Genomic DNA, 19189 nt, shown 5'->3' with positions numbered 1-19189 from the left:
CGATCAGGATCCGGCCAGGCTCGGCTGGTTCAGCCGAGCCGCCGAGACATAGAACAGGCGGTCGCCGTGTTCCACGTCTGTTTCCGGCGCTGGATTGAAGCGCGGCGAATCCGCGCCGTCCGGCTGATGCGCCAGAAGGGTCGCGCGGTGCTGGAGGAAGCGCTGCGTCAGGTCGCCGACCGACCGACCCGCGCCGGCCCATCGCAGGCTGAACAGGGTGGCGCCTTCGTCCAGGTGGCTGGTCAGGGCGCTGATGACCTGGCTGGCGCCAGGATCGCGCGCGGCGCGGGCCAGCATTTCCGGCGCCGACGACAAGACGATCTCGACCCGGGGACAATGCTGCGCCAACAGCCGCGCGCTGTCGGCGTCATCGAAGAAGCAGACGATGTGCGCGACGTCCGGGGCCATCGCCGAGACGGCAAGGGTGGCGGTCAGGGTGTCGGCGTCATTGCTGGCGTGAATCAATATGCGACTGGCGTTCGCTGCACCCGCGCGCGTCAGCCCTATCGTCGAGGTCAGGCTTTCCGTCTGGACATAGCGAATGCGCGGATCGACGTCCGCCACCGCCTGCCGCGTCAGCAGCACCAGGGTCTGCGATCGGTGCAGCTCCGCACACAGTTCCTCGACCATCTTGGGCGTTCGAACGGAGTGATAGCCGACCAGCAGGATCGTATCGGTCATCCTTGAATAGTCTCCCTTGCCCGATCGCCGGGCGCGCCAGATGTCGCCGATCCCGGCCAGCACCTTGGCCACGACCGTCGTGAAAGCCGCGATGGCGCCGGGAAAGATCCACAATGCCGTGACCAGTCGGCCGCCGACGCCTTGCGGACTGAGATCGCCATAACCTACAGTATAAGCCGTCGTCGCGTACCAGTAGAAGAAGGTCAGCGGGTCATGTAGCTCCGCTTCGTGGGCGATGGCGAGGAGAAGCCACGACGAAATAGCGTGAAAGAGGATCAGCCCGCCCAGCATACGCCAGTGCATATCGGCCATGGCGTGGAACGCCCGGTCGAAAATCACGGCCAGCTTCATTCGCGGCAGCAGCATATGTCCTTCCCTCGCGTCTAGATGAACCCAGACCCCTAGGCGAAGTCAAGCGTTCATGTTACGCGTTTCATGTAACGATATGCCGAACGACACATCGCCCCCTTCCGCCGCTAACGACCGCATTCGTGCGTGGCGACAGGCGCGTCGTGAGGCGGGCCTGGTCAAGCTGGAGCTTTGGGTGCCGGCCGCAGCCCGCGACGACGTCAAGGCGGCCGTTCGCGCCATCGTCACCGATTCAACACGCGGCCCGCAGCTTGCGGGGCGCCCGCGCCGCCCCACTTCCGATTCCATCACCCCTGGAGACGACCATCAAATGGACGCCGTGATCGAGACCCCCTGGACCGTACCCGCCATCAAGACGGCGCTGGACGGCTCAACCCTGCTGCGTGACGGCGAAATGACCCTGCGCGTGGTCGAGGGCGCCGAGCCGGTGTTGCTGGCGACCATGCATGAATACGGCGACCTGCCGGTCTATCTGAGCGTCGGCGGCGCCCAGATCGTCTGTTCGGTCCTGCTGTGGCCGGTGTCGGAGCAGAAGGACCGCCACGCCTTCAACGAGTTCCTGCTGAAGGCCCAGCGCGTGGTGCCCCTGTCCAACTTCGCCATCACCAATGTCGGTGGAGAAGACGTGTATGAGCTGATGGGTGAACTCTCTTGCAAGACGACGCTTCAGACCATCCTGATCGAACTGCGCACCCTGGCCGAGAATGCGATCGACGCCACCGAACTGCGTGAAACCTTCGGCGCCGACGCCGCCTGATCCCGGAAGACCGACCATGTCCATGCTCAGAAAACTGTCCGCCCTGTTCCGCGGCACGGCCCACGATGCGGCCCAGGGCGTCGTCGACGCCAATGCGCTGAAGATCCTCGACCAGGAAATCCGCGACGCCGACAATGCGCAAGGCAAGGCCAGAGACGACCTGGCCGGCCTGGTGGCGCGCCGCCGCATGGCCGAAAACGAACTTGCATCGTTCAGGGACCAGATCGCCAAATACGAAAGCTCGGCCCGCACCGCCCTGGGTCAGGGCAAGACCGACTTGGCGCGCGAAGTCGCCGGCCGCATCGCCGAGCTGGAGGTCGAGATCACCAGCCGCGGCCCGCTGATCGAGGACATGAAGACCGCCGAGACGCGCCTGCGCACGGCCATCGCCTCGACCGATCAGAAGATCGAGACGCTTCGTCGCGAGATCGACATCGTCAAGGTCAACGATTCCGTCCAGAAGGCCCAGACGTCGGTCGCCCTGAACTCGGCCGGAGCCCAGTCGCGCATCGGCTCGGCGGCGGACAGCCTGCAACGCATCAAACAGCGCCAGGCGATCCAGGAAGAGAAGCTGAACGCCAGCCAGGCGCTGGAGGATCGCCGCACCGGCGCGGACCTGGACGCCAAGCTGCGCGAGGCCGGCATCCTGCCCGGACATTCCTCTGCCGACGACGTGCTGGCCCGCCTTAGCCAGCCGGCGGTGACCGTGGTCACGCCGCGCATCGGCCAATCTACGCCTGACAAGGACCCGGCCTGATCCATGGAGCGTCTGCGCTTCGATCCCCGCACCGACTGGGACGCCAAGGCCGAGGAACTCGGCTTCACTTGGCGCCACACCGACGGCAAACCCTATTGGGACGAGACGGCGGCCTATGCCTTTTCGCTGGCCGAGATCGAGGATGGGATCGAGGCGCCGACCGAGGAACTGCACGGCCTGTGCCTGGAGCTGGTCAACGAGGCCGTTCAGTCCGAGCGGCTGATGGAGCAGCTCGATATTCCCGAGACCATGCGGGACTATGTGGCCGACAGCTGGAAGCGGGGCGACCCGTCCCTGTATGGCCGGTTCGACTTCGCCTATGATGGGACAGGTCCGGCGAAACTGTACGAATACAACGCCGACACTCCGACCAGCATCTATGAGACGGCGGTGTTTCAGTGGCTGTGGCTGGAGGATCAGATCAAGGCCGGCGCCCTGCCCGCCGATGCGGATCAGTTCAACAGCCTGCATGAGAAGCTGGTCGACCGCTTCCGCGCCATCTTCCCGAACGGCGGCTTCGTGCATTTCGCCTCGGATGCCGATTTCGTCGAGGATCGCCAGACGGTGCGCTTCCTGGAAGACCTGGCCCAGCAGGCCGGGCTGGAGCCACAGTTCGTCGCCATCGACCAGATCGGGCTGAACGCCGACGGCCGGTTCGTCGATCACGAGAACTGGATCATCCAGGCGATGTTCAAGCTCTATCCGTGGGAGCAGATGCTGCGCGACGACTACGCCGCGCCGCTGCCGACGGCGGACGTGACCGTGCTGGAGCCGGCGTGGAAAAGCATCCTGTCCAACAAGGCCATACTGCCGCTGTTGTGGGAGCGGCATGCGGGCCACCCCAACTTGCTGGAAAGCTATTTCGAGGGCGATCCGGCCGAGGCGGCGCTGGGCTCGTCCTATGTGCGCAAGCCGTTGTTCTCGCGCGAGGGCGACAATGTCGAACTGATCGACCAGGGCGTCAGCGCCGCAGAGGTGGTGGACGGCGGCTATGGCGAAGGACGTCACATCCGCCAGGCGCTGTGCGATCCGCCCCTGTTCGACGGCAATCATGTGATCGTCGGGTCGTGGGTGGTGGGAACCGAACCGGCGGGCATCAGCCTGCGCGAGGATACGGGACGCATCACGAGGAACACCTCGCGTTTCGTGCCGCACTTCATCCGGGACTAGGGCCGAGCGGGCAACCAAGGCGGGCGACCTTCGTTCTGTCGGCTGACATCAACCGACAAAGGCCTTTCCCATGCGCAACGTCCGCCTCGCCCTGATCGCCACCACCGCCCTGACCCTCGCAGGCGGTGCTGCAGTCGCCCAGACGCAATACCCTTCGACGACCCAGGATCGGCTGGGCGCGGTCGTGGGCGCCCTGTTCGGCGATCGTCTGGGCCTGTCGGCGATGGATCAGGCCTGGTTGCGCGGCGGCCGTCCTCTGCGTGACGGACAAGGCCAATTCTCGACCCGCGTGGACGCCAGCGTGCGCGCCGGCGGCGTCTCCGCCTCGGCGGCGACCCGCCTGCGCGCCGACTATTCCGCCCTGGTCGATCTGGAAAACCGCTACGCCGTCGGCGGCATCTCGGCCCAGGAACGCGCCGATCTGAACGCCCGCTACACCGCCCTGACCCAGACGCTGGAAGCCGGCGCCTTGGGCTATGCCGACATGGACACCGTGGCCCAGGGCCGTGCGGACTTCGAGACCCGCGTCAACGCCGCCGTGACCGCGCGCCGCATCACCCGCACCGAGGCGACGCGCCTGAAGTCCGACTATCAAGCCCTGATCCAGTTGGAGAGCCGCTACAGCGCCGACGGCTCCATCAGCGCCAGCGAGCGCGCCGATCTGGACGCCCGCCTGGACGCTCTGGACCTGCGTGTCGGCGACGGCCCGGCCGGACAGACGCCGTCGGCCAACCTGCCCGCCCGCACGCGTCTGGCGAACCTTGAGGCCGCCGTTACCGTCGCCGAACGCTCGGGCGCCGTCAGCCGCGCCGAGGCCGCCGACATCCGCGTCGAGGCCGGCGACCTCGCCCGCCTGGACGTCGCCTACAGCCGCACCAGCCCCTCGTCTGACGACACGGCCTACCTGAGCCGCCGCATCGGCGAGCTGGAACTGCGCGCCCGCCGCTAAGCCATGACCAAGCGTCCCGCGCGATCCGGCGCGGGACGCTCTTCTTGCCGTGGGCGTCCTATATGGCCCGCCTTTGACCGGTCAGGGCGGAGCCGGCGCGCCCCTTCCTTAAAAATCCTCTGGTCAGAAGCCGCCTTCCATGCCTATCTAGGAAATGTCTACCGGTGTCATCGCCGGAAGTCGCCAGTCAGAGCGGCGGACATGAGAGGAGACGCGGCCAAGTCGGCGCCAGGCGGGCATCGCCTATCGCGCCTCCCGGCCGTCAATGGGATGACGGAAACGCCATGAGAAGCATCGACCGCCGCGCCGCCTTGTCCGGCCTGCTGGCCGGGGTCGCCGCCTTAGCCCTGCCCGTCCGCGCAGTCCTCGCCCAGACCAATGAAGACGCCGCGCCCCTGGGTCGGGAATGGGCGTCGATGAAGTGGCATCGGGGGATCGAGGGCCAGCGGATGGCCGATCTGGGCAACGGGAACTTCCTCAATCCCATCATGTCGGGGGACCATCCCGATCCGTCGATCCTGAAGGACGGCGACGACTACTACATGACCTTCTCGTCGTTTGAGTCGGTGCCAGGCATCCACATCTGGCATTCTCGCGACTTGGTGAACTGGCAGCCGGTGCTCGCGGCCCTGACGACCAATATCGGCTCGGTGTGGGCGCCGGAGCTGATCAAACACCAGGGCAAGTTCTACTGCTACATCCCGGCGCGCTTTCCGGAATATCGGTCCAACTACGTCATCTGGGCGGACAGGATCGAAGGGCCGTGGAGCGAGCCGATCGACCTCAAGCTCCCGAACCACATCGATCCCGGCCATATCGTCGGCGAGGACGGCAAACGCTATCTGTTCCTGAACGGCGGCGACCGCGTGAAGCTGACCGACGACGGCCTTGCCACCGACGGCCCGGTCGAGCAGGGCGTCTACAAGGCCTGGCGCTATCCCGACGACTGGATCGTCGAGGGCTTCGCCCAGGAGGGGCCCAAGCTGCTGAGGCGCGGCGACTATTTCTACATGATCACGGCCATCGGCGGCACGGCCGGCCCGCCCACGGGACACATGGTCATCGCGGCCCGATCCAAGTCGATCAACGGCCCGTGGGAAGACTGTCCCCACAATCCCATCGTCCGCACCGCGTCTGGCGCCGAGAAGTGGTGGTCGCGCGGCCACGCCACCCTGGTCGAGGGACCGACCGACGGCGACTGGTGGATGGTCTATCACGGCTATGAGAACGCCTATTGGAGCCTGGGCCGTCAGACCCTGCTGGACCCCGTCGAATGGACCGACGACGGCTGGTTCCGCGCCAAGGGCGGCGACCTGTCCCAGCCGATCGCCAAGCCCCGAGGCGGCGAGACCGGGCCGCACGGCATGGCCCTGTCGGACGACTTCTCGACCGACAAGTTCGGGATCCAGTGGACGTTCTACGACCCGCAGCCGAACGAGAAGGATCGCCTGCGTCGTCAGAACGGCGTCCTGCACATGAAGGCCAAGGGCAAGGCGCCGGTCGACTGTTCGCCCCTGACCTTCGTCCAGGGCGACCAAGCCTATCAGATCGAGTGCGAGATCGAGATCGATCCCGGCGCGGTGGCGGGCCTGATCCTGTTTTACGACCGGGGGCTTTATGCGGGCCTGGGGTTCGACGCGACCCGCTACGTCACCCACCAGTATGGCATCGAGCGGGGACGGCCGGCCAATCCGCACGGGCAGCGCATGTTCATTCGTCTGACCAATGCCTATCAGAACGTCTATTTCGACACTTCGGGCGACGGTGTGACCTGGCAGAGGTTCGACCGGGGCATGGAGGTCTCGGGCTACAACCAGAACGTACGCGGCGGCTTCATGATGCTGCGCCCCGGTCTGTACGCCGCCGGCGAAGGCGAGGCGCGGTTCAAGAACTTCACGTTCAAGGCGCTGTGATGCAGCGCGAATATTTGGGTCTGGAAAAACACTGTTTTTAGCATTATGACACCGGTGACATTGACGCTCAGGACGCGTCGATCTCATCACGAGATTTTGGAGTTCCTCGGCGTTCGAGGGACAGGAGACTGTCGGCATCTGGCCCGCCAAGAGGCACGGAGCACGACAAAAGCGGAGGGAAATATGCGAAACCTACAGACGGGATACCTGCGCGCGGCGGTTTCGCCAGCGGCGCTCGTGATGGGAGCCATGCTGTTCGCGGCCCCGGTTCAAGCTCAAGAGAGCCAGAGCCAGGACGCCACCGAAGTGGGCGAAATCGTTGTCACCGGCATCCGCGCCTCGCTGGCCAGCGCCCTGACCGAAAAGCGCCGGTCCAACACCATCGTCGATGTCATCAACGCCGAAGACATCGCCGACTTCCCGGATGCCAACCTGGCGGAATCGCTGCAACGCATCCCGGGTGTGTCCATCGACCGCGAAAACGGCGAGGGCAACTCGATCTCGGTCCGCGGCCTGGGCGGCGACTTCACCCGCGTGCGTCTGAACGGGTTGGAGACCCTGTCGACCTCGGGCGCCAGCAATGCCGACGGCGCCCTGCGTCGCGACCGGGGCTTCCAGTTCAACACCTTCGCGTCCGAGCTGTTCAACTCCTTGAAAGTGCAGAAGTCCGCCGACGCCCAGACCGACGAAGGCTCGCTGGGCGCCACGGTCGATCTGATCTCCGGGCGTCCGTTCGACTTCAAGGAACGTCGCTTGGCCCTGACGCTTCAGGACGCCTATTACGAGAACGGCGGCACCCACAATCCGCGCCTCGCCTTGCTGGCGTCCGACCGCTGGACCAGCAAGATCGGCGAGTTCGGGCTTCTGGGCTCGGTCGCCTACAATGAGCGCACCCAGGCCATCGACAGCTATTCGCGTCAGGTCGGCTCATTCGACTACACCTATCGCGGCGCGACCTTCAATAACGTGGGAACCAACGCTGCAGGCGATCACCAAGGCTTTGCCCTGCCCATCGGGACCAACCCCGCCACGGCCCTGCCCCGCGTCACCAATCCGGAAGCGCGCAACTATCTGATCGGCTCCAACCCGGCCGCCTACAACCTGATCAACGGCGGCGCCACGCGCGGCTCGCTGGTGCGCATCCCGGCGCTGGCGACGCTGAACCACCGCGACGTTGAGCAGGACCGGCTGGGCGTGACCCTGTCGGGTCAATGGCGTCCGACTGAACGAACCACGATCAACTTCGACAATCTGTACTCGGAGATGACGCAGGTCTCGACCAACTATCAGATCGGTCCAGTGGGCCTGAACCGCAACAACACCAACGGCAACCGCACCACCACGGCCTTCAGCTACCAGACCTATCCGACGACCAGCGCGACCAACAACTCCTACGCCAACCGTCGCGCCGCCTACGCCAACTGCGCGACCCAGGCCGCAACCGATTTCCGCGACGCCATCGACTGCGGCCAGTCGCTGTACGGCTCCACCCCGATCTTCACCACGGCGCCCGGCGCAACCAACCAGAACCTGGCGGCCGGAACGGGCAGCTTCAATCCCAACAACCTGGACGTCTACGACTACTACAATCAGCCAGGATCGGTCGGTTACGTCGCGCACCCCCAATATCTGGCCATGCGGGGCGCGTTCATCGGGCGGCCGTCGGTGCGATTGATCGATGCGGGGCTGAGCGAGACGGGCGCCAACGCCAACTATCTGGTGCTGGGCAACGTCGACTTCCGTTCGGCGGTCGATCAGGGCGGCTACACCACCGAATTCCGCCAGAACTCGATCAACATCGAGCACGAGTTCAGCGACACCTTCCGCATGTCGCTGCTGGTCGGCGATTCCAAGTCGACCAACGAGAACACCGGCCTGCTGGTCGACTTCATCCGGCTGGATTCGGGCCAGGGCGTCGCGGGCAACGACTACTTCGTCTATGACGACCGCCAAGGCGGCGACATGCCGATCATGAAGTTCGGCTTCGACGTCGCCAACCCGAACAGCTGGGACTTCGTGAAGGGCTATTCGGCCATTCGCAACTACCGAACCATCACCGAAAACGGCTACCAAACCGCCAAGGCCGACTTCGTCTGGGACCTGAACGACGACTTCACGTTCAAGTTCGGCATCGGCAAGCGCAAGTTCGACTTCTACTATACGCGCTACGAGCGGCTGATCAGCGACACGATGAACCCGTCCCTGCTGGAGGGCGTGCGCTCCGGACTGGCGGCCGCCACGACCGTCGGCCAGATGGGACAGCTGGTCAGCTGGGGCGACGGACTGAACGTGCCCGAAGGCACCCCGACCAGCTTCTTCGCGCCCAATCTGGAAGCCTTCAAGAACCGCTTCGGTTTCGACTGCGACTGTATCAACGCCTGGGGCGACTGGCGTCTGTCGGACCTACGCAACGGCGGGGTCAACACCTTCTGGGTCGATGAGGACAGCCTGTCCTACTATGGCCAGATGGACTTCCGCGTGCCGCTGTTCATGGGCGAACTGCGCGGCAACGCCGGACTGCGTCGCGCCGAGACCAAGATCGATTCCCGCGGACGCTCGCCCAGCGGCCGTCCGGTCGAGAACGACAACCAGTACAACGACACCTTGCCGTCGATGAACCTGGTGTGGGAGCTGAACGACAAGCTGATGCTGCGTTTCGCGGCGGCCAAGGTCATGGCCCGTCCGCAGATGACGGCGCTGCAGCCCGGCGTCACGGCCTTCACCGTTCCGGTCGGGATCGGCGCGGACCCGGCCCAATTCGACGGATCCAACGCGGCGATCACCCTGGGCAACACCAAGCTGAAGCCGTTCCGCGCCTCCAACCTGGACTTCAACGTCGAATGGTATTTCGCCCGCGACGCCATCCTGTCGGTGGCGGTCTTCCACAAGGAGATCGAAAGCTTCCCGCAGGTGGTGCTGCGCGAAGGCAAGCTGAGCGAGATTTTCAACGCCGAACAGATCGCCAATCTGCGCGCCGCCTACGACGGCCTGACCGATGTCGCCTCCGACAGCCGCCGGGCCTATATCGACCAGGATCTGCCCTTCCAGGTGCGTCAGTACAACGATGCGCCGGGCGGCAAGCTGGATGGGTTCGAGATCGCCTACCAGCAGAACTTCACCTTCCTGCCCGCCCCGTTCGACGGTTTCGGCATCCAGGCCAACTACACCCAGATCGATTCCGAGCTGGAATACATCCTGGATCCGGCCCGCAATCTGACCGGCACCGCGCCCTTCCTGGGCGCCTCGCCCAAGTCGTTCAACGCCACGATCTTCTATGAGGTCGACAAGTGGAGCGCGCGCGTTTCGTCGGCCTATCGCGCCGCCTATCAGACCACCTATCCGCTGGCGTCGGGCGGTTGCGATCCGGGCGTGTGCGACTCGCCGCTGATCAACGACTTCATCGGCTCGGAAGAGACGCTGAACGTGGATGCGTCCTTCACCTACAAGCTGACGGACAATGTCACCTTCACCGCCGAGGCGCTGAACCTGACCAACCAGACCGACACGCGCTGGGCCTATCAGGCCGATCCGGTGGTCAACAACTATGGCTCGACCGGCCGCCAGTACTTCGTCGGCGCGCGGTTCGTGTTCTGATGACGACGATCGACAGCTGACTTCTCCCGGGACGCTGTCCCCTCAGGGGACGCCGCGAAACATCGGCGTCCCATTCTTTTCGCCGAAACACAATGAGGTCTCGATGAAAAACACGGTCCTGATCCTCGGCCTCCTGGCGACCGCAGCCAGTCTCTCGCCAGCGCCGGCTTCAGCGCAGGAAACCGTCGCCGCCTCGCCCGCCGTCGCCTGGAACAGCGCCGCCGTGCGGCGGCCGGCCGAATGGTATGCGACTGCCCAGGCCCGTCGGCTGGCCGAGATCGTCATCCAGCATCAATCGGCCGAGGGCGGCTGGCCCAAGAACACCGACCTGTTCGCCCCGCCCCGCCCGGATGCGGATCCGGCGCTGCGGAACACGATCGACAATGGCGGCACGACACAGCCGCTGAACTATCTGGCGCGCACGATCAAGGCGGGGGACGCCCGAAGCCGCGCCGCCTTCGACCGGGGCCTGGACTATCTGCTGGCGGCGCAACAGCCGAACGGCGGCTGGGCGCAATTCTATCCGCTGCGCGGCGGCTATCACGACCAGATCACCTATAACGACGACGCCATGGTCCATGTGCTGGAGCTGTTGCGCGATGTGGGCGACGGCGCGGCGCCCTATGGCTTCGTCGACGAAGCGCGGCGCGAGCGGGCGCGCCAGGCCGTGGCGCGGGGGGTCGAGACCCTGCTGAAGACGCAGGTGCGGCGCGACGGCGTCCTGACCGGCTGGTGCGCCCAGCACGACGCCCAGACCCTGGCGCCCGCCTGGGCGCGTCGTTTCGAGCCCCCGTCCCTGTCGGGCCAGGAAAGCGTCGGCATCGTGCGTTTCCTGATGAGCCTGCCCGACCCCCGTCCCGACGTCGTCGCCGCCGTGGACGGCGCCGTAGCCTGGCTGGAGAGCGCCGCGCTTGCCGACACGACCGAGGTGTTCGTCACAGACGCCCAAGGCCGCCGCGACCGCATCCTGGCTCTCAAGCCCGGCGCGCGCATCTGGGCCCGGTTCTACGATCTGGAAGACAGCCGCCCCATCTACATCGGGCGCGATTCCGTCATCCGACGCGACCTGATGCAGATCGAGCACGAACGCCGCAACGGCTATCGCTACGTCGGCGAATGGCCCGAAACCCTGCTGACCCGAGACTATCCGGCCTGGAAGTCGAAGCTGAGTGACCACGCCTGATTTCAAGTCGGAGCGGAAATCGGATATGGGCACGCGCAGTCCCCTACATCGCCGGTCAAACCGCACACTATGTCCCTGAACGCCTCCCGCACGCTGTCCATCGCCCCGATGATGGACTGGACCGATCGGCATTGCCGGGCGTTTCACAGGGCGCTGACGACCAAGGCGCTGCTCTATACCGAGATGGTGACGGCGCCGGCGGTGTTGCATGGGGATCGCGAGCGGCTGCTGGGGTTCGATGCGCTCGAGCATCCGGTGGCCTTGCAGCTGGGCGGGTCGGATCCGGCGCAGTTGACCGAGGCCGCCAAGGTCGGCGAGGCGTTCGGCTATGACGAGATCAATCTGAACGTCGGCTGCCCGTCGGACCGGGTGCAGTCGGGTCGGTTCGGCGCCTGTCTGATGCGCGAGCCCGAGTTGGTGGCCGACTGTATGGCGGCGATCAAGGAGGCTGTCAGCGTGCCCGCGACCGTCAAATGCCGCATCGGCGTGGACGATCAGGATCCGGCCGTCAGCCTGTTCGCCACGGTGGACGCCTGCGCCGCCGTCGGGATCGAGGTGTTCGTCGTCCATGCGCGCAAGGCCTGGCTGAAGGGGTTGTCGCCCAAGGAGAACCGCGACGTGCCGCCGCTGGACTATGATCTGGTGCGCCGGTTGAAGCGCGAGCGGCCGCATCTGAATATCTCGATCAATGGCGGCATCGCCTCGATGGACGCCGCCGAGGCGCATTTAGCCGAGGTCGACGGCGTCAAGCTGGACGGGGTCATGCTGGGTCGCGCCGCCTATCACGAGCCGGCCATCCTGGGTCAGGCGGATCGTCGCCTGTATGGCGAGCCGGCCGAGGACACCGACGCCTTCGCCGCGCTGGCGCGATATCGGCCCTATATGGCCGCGCGTCTGGACGAGGGCGTCGCCCTGCCCGCCATGGCGCGGCACATGCTGGGTCTGATGCACGGCCGGCCGGGCGCGCGGGCGTTCCGTCGCATCCTGACGATCGAGGCGATCAAGCCCGGCGCCGGTCTGGAGGTGCTGGACCGCGCAGCGGAGGCTGTGCGCGAGGCCGAGGCGAGGCGCGATACGGCGCCCGGCGACTGGGCGGCGTAACCCAATCTTCAGAGCCGGCTGGCAAGGTTAAGAGAACCCTGCCGTTTCGGACTTGCACGCCATGAAGACCCTGCTGATCGCCGCCGTCATCGCGACCGCCCTGCCCGCCACATCAGCCCTGGCGCAGGCCGACGGCCGGTTCGCCGTCGGCGCGCAGGTCGGCACGCCGGGCGCGGGCCTTCAGGCGCAGTTCGCGCTCAGCCCGGTCGTGGTGCTGCGCGGCGGCTATGACGTGCTGAAATGGGATCGGGATCAGACCTACAAGGGCATCGATTACGACGCCAAGATCGACTTCAAATCGCCGGGCGCCTTTGTGGACCTGCATCCGTTCCGCAACGGTTTTCTGGTCTCGGGCGGGGCCTATTTCGGCGATCGCAAGGTCGATCTGGACGCCACGCCCACCGGCAACGTCAATGTCGGCGGGGCGACCTTCACCCCGGCCCAGGTCGGGACGCTGACCGGCCGCATCGACCTGGAGAGCACCGCGCCCTTCTTCGGCGTGGGCTATGACAACACCTTCACGCGCGGCGGAAGGCTGGGCTTTCGCATTCTGGCCGGCGCGGCCTTTGGCGATGCGCCGCAAGTAAATCTGGATGCTCGCGGCGGGACGTTGTCGAACGACCCCACCTTCCGCTCGCGTCTGGATCAGGAAGAGCGTGAAATTCAGGCCGAGGCCGATGATTACAAGGTCCTGCCGGTGCTTCAGGCAGGCCTGAACTTCAAGTTCTGACGCCCAGGAGCGTCGTCGCCAGGCGCGAAGACTGGGGATAAATAGGTTATGAAAAACAGAGCATTAACCTAGAAACAAATCGTAACAGACGGCGCCAGGGTCCATTTCGCCACTTTTCCGCCACAAGTTAACGCGACAAGGCCAGCGCCGGCGGCGTTGGGAGCCGGTGTCTCCTGAGCGAAACTCATGATCGGCGCCTCCGCTGCTATCGCCATGCTTTGGGCTGCCGTATCGTCTGTGACGAGCGGGCCTGTCCCCTACAATGACGTCGTAGCGGCGGATCAAGTCAGGACCCAAACCCCTGCCGCCATCGTCGGTTCCGATGAAGTCGAGACCGCTCTGAACGCCGAACAGGCCGAGCTGATGGCCTCCGATCCGGACTGGCGCGCGTCGGCGCGCCTCTATCACGCAGGCGGCGGCGGCGCGACGGGCAACGATTCGCTGGGTTGCCGTCCGATCGCCATGCGCACCGTCGCGGTCGATCCCCGCGTGATCCCGCGCCGCACCAAGCTGTTCATCCGCGAAACGGTCGGCCTGCGTCTGGCCGACGGCACCATCCACGACGGCTACTGGTACGCCTCCGACACCGGCGGCGCGATCAAGGGCCAGAAGATCGACCTCTATACCGGCAACGGTCGCGGCTCGATGAACCAGGCGCAGCGCCTGAACATGCGCACCCTGACCATCGTGGACGCCGGCGATTTCGACGGCTGCCCCCCGGCCTGGACCACCGCATCCAACTGATCCGATGCCAGAATGAAAAACGCCGGCTGACCGCGACGGTCAGCCGGCGTTTTCGTGTCTGAAGCCTTACGCCGATCAGTCCAGTTCGGACACCTCCAGCGTCGACTGCACCATCGAGCCGTTATAGGTGCCGACCCAGATGTCGTAGCGGCCGCTCTGCGGATTGGTGATCGTCACCTTCGGATCAACGCCGCCCGCTCCGTCGTCGTCGCAGTAGAAGCGGCCGTTTGGCGTATTGATCAGCAGGGTCGTGTCTTCCGATGCGCGCACGCGGAACGTCAGGTCGGCGTCGCCTGGCTCGAAGAAGATCTGGATGTCAGGGGCCGAGCTGACCGAACCTTCGCAGCCCGCCTTCGCGGCCGAGGCGGGCGAAGAGCCGCCGGCCAGGATCGACTTGGTCCAGGGGTCGGGCGTGAAGCCGCCGCGCAGATTGGCAGTGCCGTAGTTGGGCTCAAGATCGATGTTGGGCGCCGCGCCCGCCGTCGCAGCCGTGCCGCCCAGTTCGCTGATCTGCAACGTCGACTGGACCATGTTGTCGTTATAGGTGCCCAGCCAGATGTCGTAGCGGCCGCTCTCGGGATTGGAGATGGTCACCATCGGGTCCAGGTCGCCGCCGCTGTCGTCGTCGCAGTACCAGCGGCCGCCGGGGCTGTTGACCAGCAGCGTCGTGTCCTCGCTGGCGACCGCCTTGATGGTCAGGTCCAGATCGCCAGCTTCGAAATTCAGTTGCAGGTCGGGCGCGGCGCTGACCTTGCCCTCGCAGCCCGACTGCGCGGCCGAGGCGGCGATCGAACCGCCCGCGAGGATGGACTTGGTCCAGGGATCGGGCGTGAAGCCGGTCTCCAGCCGAACCGAACCGTAGTTGGGGTCCAGGGTGAAGTCGGGCTTGGCCCCGCTCTTCTGGGCCAGGCTGACGCCAGGGGCGAGCAGCACGGACGCAGCGGCGATGACGGCGATGGATTTCATGTTGCTCCCTCCAGCAGCAGCGGCGCCATGCCGCAGGCGGAGGTTAATCCGTTTCGCCGAACCGTGCAGCTTGAAATGCGGTCTCAGAAGCGGCGCTTGCCGGTCACTGTCTCGAAGAACAGGCGAAAGTCGCCCATCAGGCTCCACAGCGGATATTTGAACGTCGCGGGCCGGTTCTTTTCGAAGAAGAAATGCCCGACCCAGGCGAAGCCGTAGCCCAGCAGCGGCATGGCCAGCAGCCACCAGGCGTTCCGCGTCGCCACGAAGGCGACGAAGGCCGAGATCACCAGAAAGGTACCGACGACGTGGATGCGCCGACACGTCCGGTTGGAATGCTCGTGGATATAATAGGGATAGAAGGCCTCGAACGAGGCGTAACGGCCCTCAGGTGCGGACGGCGTGCTCATGGGCGGAGGGTGCGCCTCCGCCCACGATCAGGCAAGTGGTCGCAGATCAGCCCTTGGGCTTGCCTTTGAAGCCGTCCTTCTTGAAACCTGGCTTGGCCTTGAAGGGCTTCTTTGCATAGGGCTTGTCGCCCGAGGCGTTCGGGCGCGGGTTGGCGCCGCCGTCAGCCTTCGGCGCCCAGGGCTTCTTCTTGAACGGCGGGCGGGCGTCGCCCTCGCCGCCGTCGGCGCGCTTGTAGGGGGTCTTCTTGAAGGGGCGGTCGCCATCCTCGCGCGGCTTGCCGACGAAGCGGCTGGCCTTCATCGAGCCGGGCGTCGGGGCTTCCGACGGCGTGATCTTCACCTCGTCCTTGGAGGCGGCGACGGCTTCGCGGAAAGCCTTCTCGTGGGTCTTGGCGACCTCGAAGCGCGTCTCTTCGGGGAAGGTGCGGATGGCGCCGATCTGAGGCTTGGAAATGCCGCCGATGCGGCAGATCAGCGGGATCAGCCATTTGGGGTCGGCGTTCTTGTTGCGGCCCACGTCCAGACGGAACCAGACCACATCATCAGCGCCCAGGCGGTCGCCCGGCCAGGGTTGAGCCGCCGTGCCGTCGTCGTTGCGAACGGTGCGCTCGCGCTTGGCCGGGCCGCGATCCGAACCCGGATCGGACAGTTCTTCGGGCGCCGGCTGTTCCTTGCGCAGCAGACGGACCAGGGCGGCGGCGATCTCGTCGGGCGTGCGTTCGGCGATCATCCGCTTGGCGACGACCATGTCCTCGTCGGAGACCTCGGCCTCGAAGTGCGACGGCGACAGCAGGCGATCCTCGTCGGCCTTGCGGATTTCGTCGAAGGTTGGCGCGCCGGTCCAGACGGCGTCGATGCCGGCCTCGTCCATCAGCCGTTCGGCCTTGCGGCGGCGCGAGTGCGGAACCAGCATGACCGAGACGCCCTTCTTGCCCGCCCGGCCCGTGCGGCCCGAGCGGTGCAGCAGGCCGGCGCGGTTCATCGGCAGTTCGGCGTGGATGACCAGACCCAGGTCCGGCAGGTCCAGACCGCGCGCGGCGACGTCGGTGGCGACGCAGACGCGGGCGCGGCCGTCACGCAGCGACTGAAGCGCATCGGTGCGCTCGCGCTGACCCATCTCGCCCGACAGGCTGACGGAAGAGAAGCCGCGCTCCAGCAGCGACGACTGCAGGTGACGCACGCTGTCGCGGGTCGAGCAGAAGACCATGGCGCGCGGCGCCTCGAACCAGCGCAGGGTGTTGACCACCGCATGCTCGATCTCGTTCGGCGCAATGCGATAGGCGCGGTATTCGATGTCGGCGTGCTGGCGCGTCTTGTCGGTCGCGTCGATGCGGACCGCGTCCTTCTGATAGCGTTTGGCCAGGGTGGCGATGTCGCGCGCGATGGTCGCCGAGAACAGCAGGGTGCGGCGTTCGGCCGGCGCCTGGTCCAGGATATGCTCCAGGTCCTCGCGGAAGCCCATGTCGAGCATCTCGTCGGCCTCGTCCAGGACGGCGACCTTCAGCTCGGACAGGTCCAGATTGCCCCGGTCGATGTGGTCCTTCAGGCGGCCGGGCGTGCCGACGACGATGTGGACGCCGAAGCCCAGCGCGCGGGCCTCACGGCGCGCATCCATGCCGCCGACGCAGGTGGCGATCTTGGCGCCAGCGTCGGCGTACAGCCATTGCAACTCGGCCGCGACCTGCATGGCCAGTTCCCGCGTGGGCGCGATGGCCAGGCACAGCGGCGCGCCGCCGGGGCCGAAGATCGGCTTGTCGCCCAACAGCGTCGGCGCAGCTGCCAGACCGAAGGCCACGGTCTTGCCCGAACCCGTCTGGGCCGAGACCAGCAGGTCGCGATCCGCATGCTCCGCCTCCAGCACGGCGGCCTGAACCGGAGTGGGTTCGGCATAGCCCTTGTTGATCAGGGCGCGGTCGAGCGCGGGATGGACGGCGGGAAAGGGCATAGGAAACCTGGGACAACGGACAAGGGCGGTCGCCGAAACGACTGCGCCCGGCCGAGGTCAGACCTCAGGCCGGGCGAATGATGGCGCTCTATACATCAATAAGGGCGCAAGCGGGGCGGAAAACGGCGTTCACCCTGTTCCTTCAGGCGACGTTGACCTGAAAGACGCAGTCTGGCGATCGAACCCACCGCGTCCGGAGCTTCGCCATGCAAGCGCTTTCTATCGCCGCCGCCGGAATGATGACGGCGCAGAACCGGTTCGACAACAGCGCGCGTCGCACCGCGACCGCGCCGCTGGACAATCTCGCCGAGGAAACCGTGGAACGGATCCAGGCCAAGACCGCCTTCAGCGCCAACGCCGCCGTTCTGCGCACCGCCGACGACATGACCGGCACGCTGCTGTACATGCTGGCCTGAAGCTTTAAGCGTTGGACACGCTAGGGGAAGCTGATGGGGGGCCGTCATGCGTGTGGGATTATTGGTTGTAATGGGAGCGGTGATGTTCGCCACGCCCAGCATGGCGCAGCGGACCTCTTCTTCCTGGAAAATTCCGCCTTCTGCATCAGAGGACGACTTCCCAAGCCTGGCGGTTTTGTTAGGCATAGACGGTCGCGTCGTTGTTGAATGCACCGCCACGGTCGGCGGTCAGGCCAAAGACTGCGAAGTCAGCTCGGAATCACCAGAAGGACTGGGCTTCGGCGAGCGCGCGATGGCGGTGGTTTCTCGCGGACTGCTGAATCCTGCGACCATAGACGGAAGACCCGCGCCGAGCCGTTTCCGCGTCGCCATTCCTTTCACGACCGAGCGCCCACGCCGTTCGCAAACACCCTCTTGGAGAGGACCGGCGCCGACGCCCGCCGCCATGGCCGCAGCCGACATTCTGGCGCAACAGATGCTGGCGGAAATTCCTGAACCCTTCATGCCCGAGATCGAGGCGCCGGCGGACCGCAAGGCGCTGATCGAATCGTGGTTCCGACAGGAGTCCCCCTCGCCGACCGAGGCCAGGCGCATCTTCGCGACGCTGCTGGCGCGCAATATCCCCGAAGCTGATTTACAAGCGCTGTCACAAGGGCGGCCGCCGATTTCCAAGACGCCGCCGGACCGCGACCAAATGATCAAATCCTCCCTTGATCTCTTTGACCCTGAAGCGGTCGCCATCAAGGTCCGCGCCCGCTACTGCGCCCGGTTCGGATGCGAAATCACCCCGCCTTCTCCGGCAGGTTGAAGAAGCTCGCAAAGCGGTCGAACACGGTCCGGTCGCCGGTCATGGTCATCAAGCCGTCGGCCTCGAAGGCGACGGGCGGAACCTTGCCGTAAACGCAGGCCGCGACCAGCGGCGGTTGGGCCGTCAGGACGACGTCGGCGGCGTCCGTGGCGCCGCGGCGGGTCGTGATCGTCCCCTTCTCGATCTGAACGACAAACGGTTCGTCGCCGAAGACGAAGCCGACGGTCATCGCCGCGTCTCCTGCCCGGGCCGCATCGAACATGGTCTCGAACGACATCATGATGGACACGGCGCTGAGCGGCAGGGTCGGGTCATAGCGGGGCGAGCGCGCGGCCCAACCGCCCAACAGCATGAAGACCGGCTTGATCTCATATCCCCAGGGCGTCAGCTCATAGACCTGAACCGAGGCGGGCGGCGGCAGCTTGCGGCGGGTGACGATGCCCGAAGCCTCCAGCCCCTCCAGCCGCTGAGTCAGCACGTTGGCGGAAATGCCGTGCAGATCCTTTCTCATATCACCGAACCGACGTGGCCCCATCATCAGTTCGCGGATCACCAGCAGGGCCCAGCGTTCGCCGATCAGGTCCAGTCCGTGCGCGGCGCCGCAAGCGTCATGATATTTTCGGCCCGCCTTATCGGTTATCTTTTCTAACTTCATAGTTGACTATCGTAATCATCGGAGTCAGGTTTCGCAAATAACAA

Annotated in this window: 17 protein-coding genes; 12 read left to right on the top strand and 5 right to left on the bottom strand. The window is 65.7% G+C overall.

Annotation, left to right across the window (positions count from 1 at the left end; translation table 11 throughout):
• Window positions 1–3 precede the first annotated feature (3 nt).
• Complete coding sequence (locus tag LG306_RS05760) at window positions 4–1047, bottom strand: ion channel (RefSeq protein WP_404418909.1); 1044 nt, start codon at window positions 1045–1047, stop codon at window positions 4–6.
• A gap of 79 nt (window positions 1048–1126) precedes the next feature.
• On the opposite strand from LG306_RS05760, the gene LG306_RS05755 reads away from it, so the two are divergent.
• The 10 genes from LG306_RS05755 to LG306_RS05710 all read left to right on the top strand — a co-directional run bounded on the left by LG306_RS05755 (window position 1127) and on the right by LG306_RS05710 (window position 13948).
• Window positions 1127–1807, top strand: coding sequence for a DUF2170 family protein (locus LG306_RS05755; RefSeq protein WP_404418907.1), 681 nt, complete (start codon window positions 1127–1129; stop codon window positions 1805–1807).
• 16 nt (window positions 1808–1823) lie between these two features.
• Window positions 1824–2564 (top strand): PspA/IM30 family protein, encoded by a 741-nt coding sequence (locus LG306_RS05750; RefSeq protein WP_404418905.1) that lies wholly within the window; start codon window positions 1824–1826, stop codon window positions 2562–2564.
• A 3-nt stretch (window positions 2565–2567) separates the two neighbouring features.
• Window positions 2568–3734: a glutathionylspermidine synthase family protein gene (locus LG306_RS05745; protein ID WP_404418903.1), complete on the top strand. Its 1167-nt coding sequence runs from the start codon at window positions 2568–2570 to the stop codon at window positions 3732–3734.
• 70 nt (window positions 3735–3804) lie between these two features.
• Window positions 3805–4683 (top strand): hypothetical protein, encoded by an 879-nt coding sequence (locus LG306_RS05740; RefSeq protein WP_404418901.1) that lies wholly within the window; start codon window positions 3805–3807, stop codon window positions 4681–4683.
• Between the two features lie 284 nt (window positions 4684–4967).
• Window positions 4968–6596 carry a family 43 glycosylhydrolase gene (locus LG306_RS05735; RefSeq protein WP_404418899.1) on the top strand — a complete coding sequence of 543 codons (1629 nt, stop codon included), beginning with the start codon at window positions 4968–4970 and terminating at the stop codon, window positions 6594–6596.
• A gap of 249 nt (window positions 6597–6845) precedes the next feature.
• Window positions 6846–10190: a TonB-dependent receptor domain-containing protein gene (locus tag LG306_RS05730; RefSeq protein ID WP_404418897.1), complete on the top strand. Its 3345-nt coding sequence runs from the start codon at window positions 6846–6848 to the stop codon at window positions 10188–10190.
• Window positions 10191–10293: 103 nt separating this feature from the next.
• Complete coding sequence (pelA, locus tag LG306_RS05725; protein WP_404418895.1) at window positions 10294–11373, top strand: pectate lyase; 1080 nt, start codon at window positions 10294–10296, stop codon at window positions 11371–11373.
• A 69-nt stretch (window positions 11374–11442) separates the two neighbouring features.
• Window positions 11443–12474, top strand: coding sequence for a tRNA dihydrouridine(20/20a) synthase DusA (gene dusA, locus LG306_RS05720; RefSeq protein WP_404418893.1), 1032 nt, complete (start codon window positions 11443–11445; stop codon window positions 12472–12474).
• A gap of 61 nt (window positions 12475–12535) precedes the next feature.
• Window positions 12536–13204: a hypothetical protein gene (locus tag LG306_RS05715; protein ID WP_404418891.1), complete on the top strand. Its 669-nt coding sequence runs from the start codon at window positions 12536–12538 to the stop codon at window positions 13202–13204.
• A 186-nt stretch (window positions 13205–13390) separates the two neighbouring features.
• On the top strand, window positions 13391–13948 hold the full coding sequence (locus tag LG306_RS05710) for a 3D domain-containing protein (RefSeq protein WP_404418889.1): 558 nt from the start codon (window positions 13391–13393) through the stop codon (window positions 13946–13948).
• 75 nt (window positions 13949–14023) lie between these two features.
• On the opposite strand, the gene LG306_RS05705 is transcribed toward LG306_RS05710, so the two are convergent.
• From LG306_RS05705 to LG306_RS05695, 3 genes are all read right to left on the bottom strand, one after another.
• On the bottom strand, window positions 14024–14914 hold the full coding sequence (locus tag LG306_RS05705) for a hypothetical protein (protein WP_404418887.1): 891 nt from the start codon (window positions 14912–14914) through the stop codon (window positions 14024–14026).
• Window positions 14915–14997: 83 nt separating this feature from the next.
• A complete protein-coding gene (locus tag LG306_RS05700; protein WP_026108600.1) occupies window positions 14998–15321 on the bottom strand; it encodes an Mpo1-like protein in 324 nt (107 codons plus the stop codon).
• 46 nt (window positions 15322–15367) lie between these two features.
• On the bottom strand, window positions 15368–17266 hold the full coding sequence (locus tag LG306_RS05695; RefSeq protein WP_404418885.1) for a DEAD/DEAH box helicase: 1899 nt from the start codon (window positions 17264–17266) through the stop codon (window positions 15368–15370).
• Between the two features lie 206 nt (window positions 17267–17472).
• Between LG306_RS05695 and LG306_RS05690 the strand changes: the two genes are divergently transcribed.
• Together LG306_RS05690 and LG306_RS05685 are read left to right on the top strand one after the other, a co-directional pair.
• Complete coding sequence (locus tag LG306_RS05690) at window positions 17473–17682, top strand: flagellar basal body rod C-terminal domain-containing protein (RefSeq protein WP_404418883.1); 210 nt, start codon at window positions 17473–17475, stop codon at window positions 17680–17682.
• Window positions 17683–17764: 82 nt separating this feature from the next.
• Window positions 17765–18490 carry an energy transducer TonB gene (locus tag LG306_RS05685; protein ID WP_404418881.1) on the top strand — a complete coding sequence of 242 codons (726 nt, stop codon included), beginning with the start codon at window positions 17765–17767 and terminating at the stop codon, window positions 18488–18490.
• On the opposite strand, the gene LG306_RS05680 is transcribed toward LG306_RS05685, so the two are convergent.
• Window positions 18465–19145 (bottom strand): winged helix-turn-helix transcriptional regulator, encoded by a 681-nt coding sequence (locus LG306_RS05680; protein ID WP_404418879.1) that lies wholly within the window; start codon window positions 19143–19145, stop codon window positions 18465–18467. The two genes, LG306_RS05685 and LG306_RS05680, sit on opposite strands and share 26 nt — an antisense overlap.
• Window positions 19146–19189: the final 44 nt, after the last annotated feature.

The sequence above is a fragment of the Brevundimonas vesicularis genome (assembly GCF_044807075.1).
GTDB lineage: Bacteria > Pseudomonadota > Alphaproteobacteria > Caulobacterales > Caulobacteraceae > Brevundimonas > Brevundimonas vesicularis_G.
Note: the sequence above shows the minus strand (reverse complement) of the source record. Positions and strands in the feature narration are given on the sequence as shown.

Excerpts from the sequence above, each read along its gene's own strand:
- LG306_RS05745 (WP_404418903.1), top strand. The coding sequence starts at position 2,568 with ATGGAGCGTCTGCGCTTCGATCCCCGCACCGACTGGGACGCCAAGGCC.
- LG306_RS05740 (WP_404418901.1), top strand. The coding sequence starts at position 3,805 with ATGCGCAACGTCCGCCTCGCCCTGATCGCCACCACCGCCCTGACCCTC.
- LG306_RS05755 (WP_404418907.1), top strand. The coding sequence starts at position 1,127 with ATGCCGAACGACACATCGCCCCCTTCCGCCGCTAACGACCGCATTCGT.
- pelA (WP_404418895.1), top strand. The coding sequence starts at position 10,294 with ATGAAAAACACGGTCCTGATCCTCGGCCTCCTGGCGACCGCAGCCAGT.
- LG306_RS05750 (WP_404418905.1), top strand. The coding sequence starts at position 1,824 with ATGTCCATGCTCAGAAAACTGTCCGCCCTGTTCCGCGGCACGGCCCAC.
- LG306_RS05705 (WP_404418887.1), bottom strand. The coding sequence starts at position 14,914 with ATGAAATCCATCGCCGTCATCGCCGCTGCGTCCGTGCTGCTCGCCCCT.
- LG306_RS05700 (WP_026108600.1), bottom strand. The coding sequence starts at position 15,321 with ATGAGCACGCCGTCCGCACCTGAGGGCCGTTACGCCTCGTTCGAGGCC.
- LG306_RS05715 (WP_404418891.1), top strand. The coding sequence starts at position 12,536 with ATGAAGACCCTGCTGATCGCCGCCGTCATCGCGACCGCCCTGCCCGCC.
- LG306_RS05695 (WP_404418885.1), bottom strand. The coding sequence starts at position 17,266 with ATGCCCTTTCCCGCCGTCCATCCCGCGCTCGACCGCGCCCTGATCAAC.
- LG306_RS05735 (WP_404418899.1), top strand. The coding sequence starts at position 4,968 with ATGAGAAGCATCGACCGCCGCGCCGCCTTGTCCGGCCTGCTGGCCGGG.
- LG306_RS05680 (WP_404418879.1), bottom strand. The coding sequence starts at position 19,145 with ATGAAGTTAGAAAAGATAACCGATAAGGCGGGCCGAAAATATCATGAC.
- LG306_RS05690 (WP_404418883.1), top strand. The coding sequence starts at position 17,473 with ATGCAAGCGCTTTCTATCGCCGCCGCCGGAATGATGACGGCGCAGAAC.
- LG306_RS05685 (WP_404418881.1), top strand. The coding sequence starts at position 17,765 with ATGTTCGCCACGCCCAGCATGGCGCAGCGGACCTCTTCTTCCTGGAAA.
- dusA (WP_404418893.1), top strand. The coding sequence starts at position 11,443 with ATGTCCCTGAACGCCTCCCGCACGCTGTCCATCGCCCCGATGATGGAC.
- LG306_RS05760 (WP_404418909.1), bottom strand. The coding sequence starts at position 1,047 with ATGCTGCTGCCGCGAATGAAGCTGGCCGTGATTTTCGACCGGGCGTTC.
- LG306_RS05710 (WP_404418889.1), top strand. The coding sequence starts at position 13,391 with ATGATCGGCGCCTCCGCTGCTATCGCCATGCTTTGGGCTGCCGTATCG.
- LG306_RS05730 (WP_404418897.1), top strand. The coding sequence starts at position 6,846 with ATGCTGTTCGCGGCCCCGGTTCAAGCTCAAGAGAGCCAGAGCCAGGAC.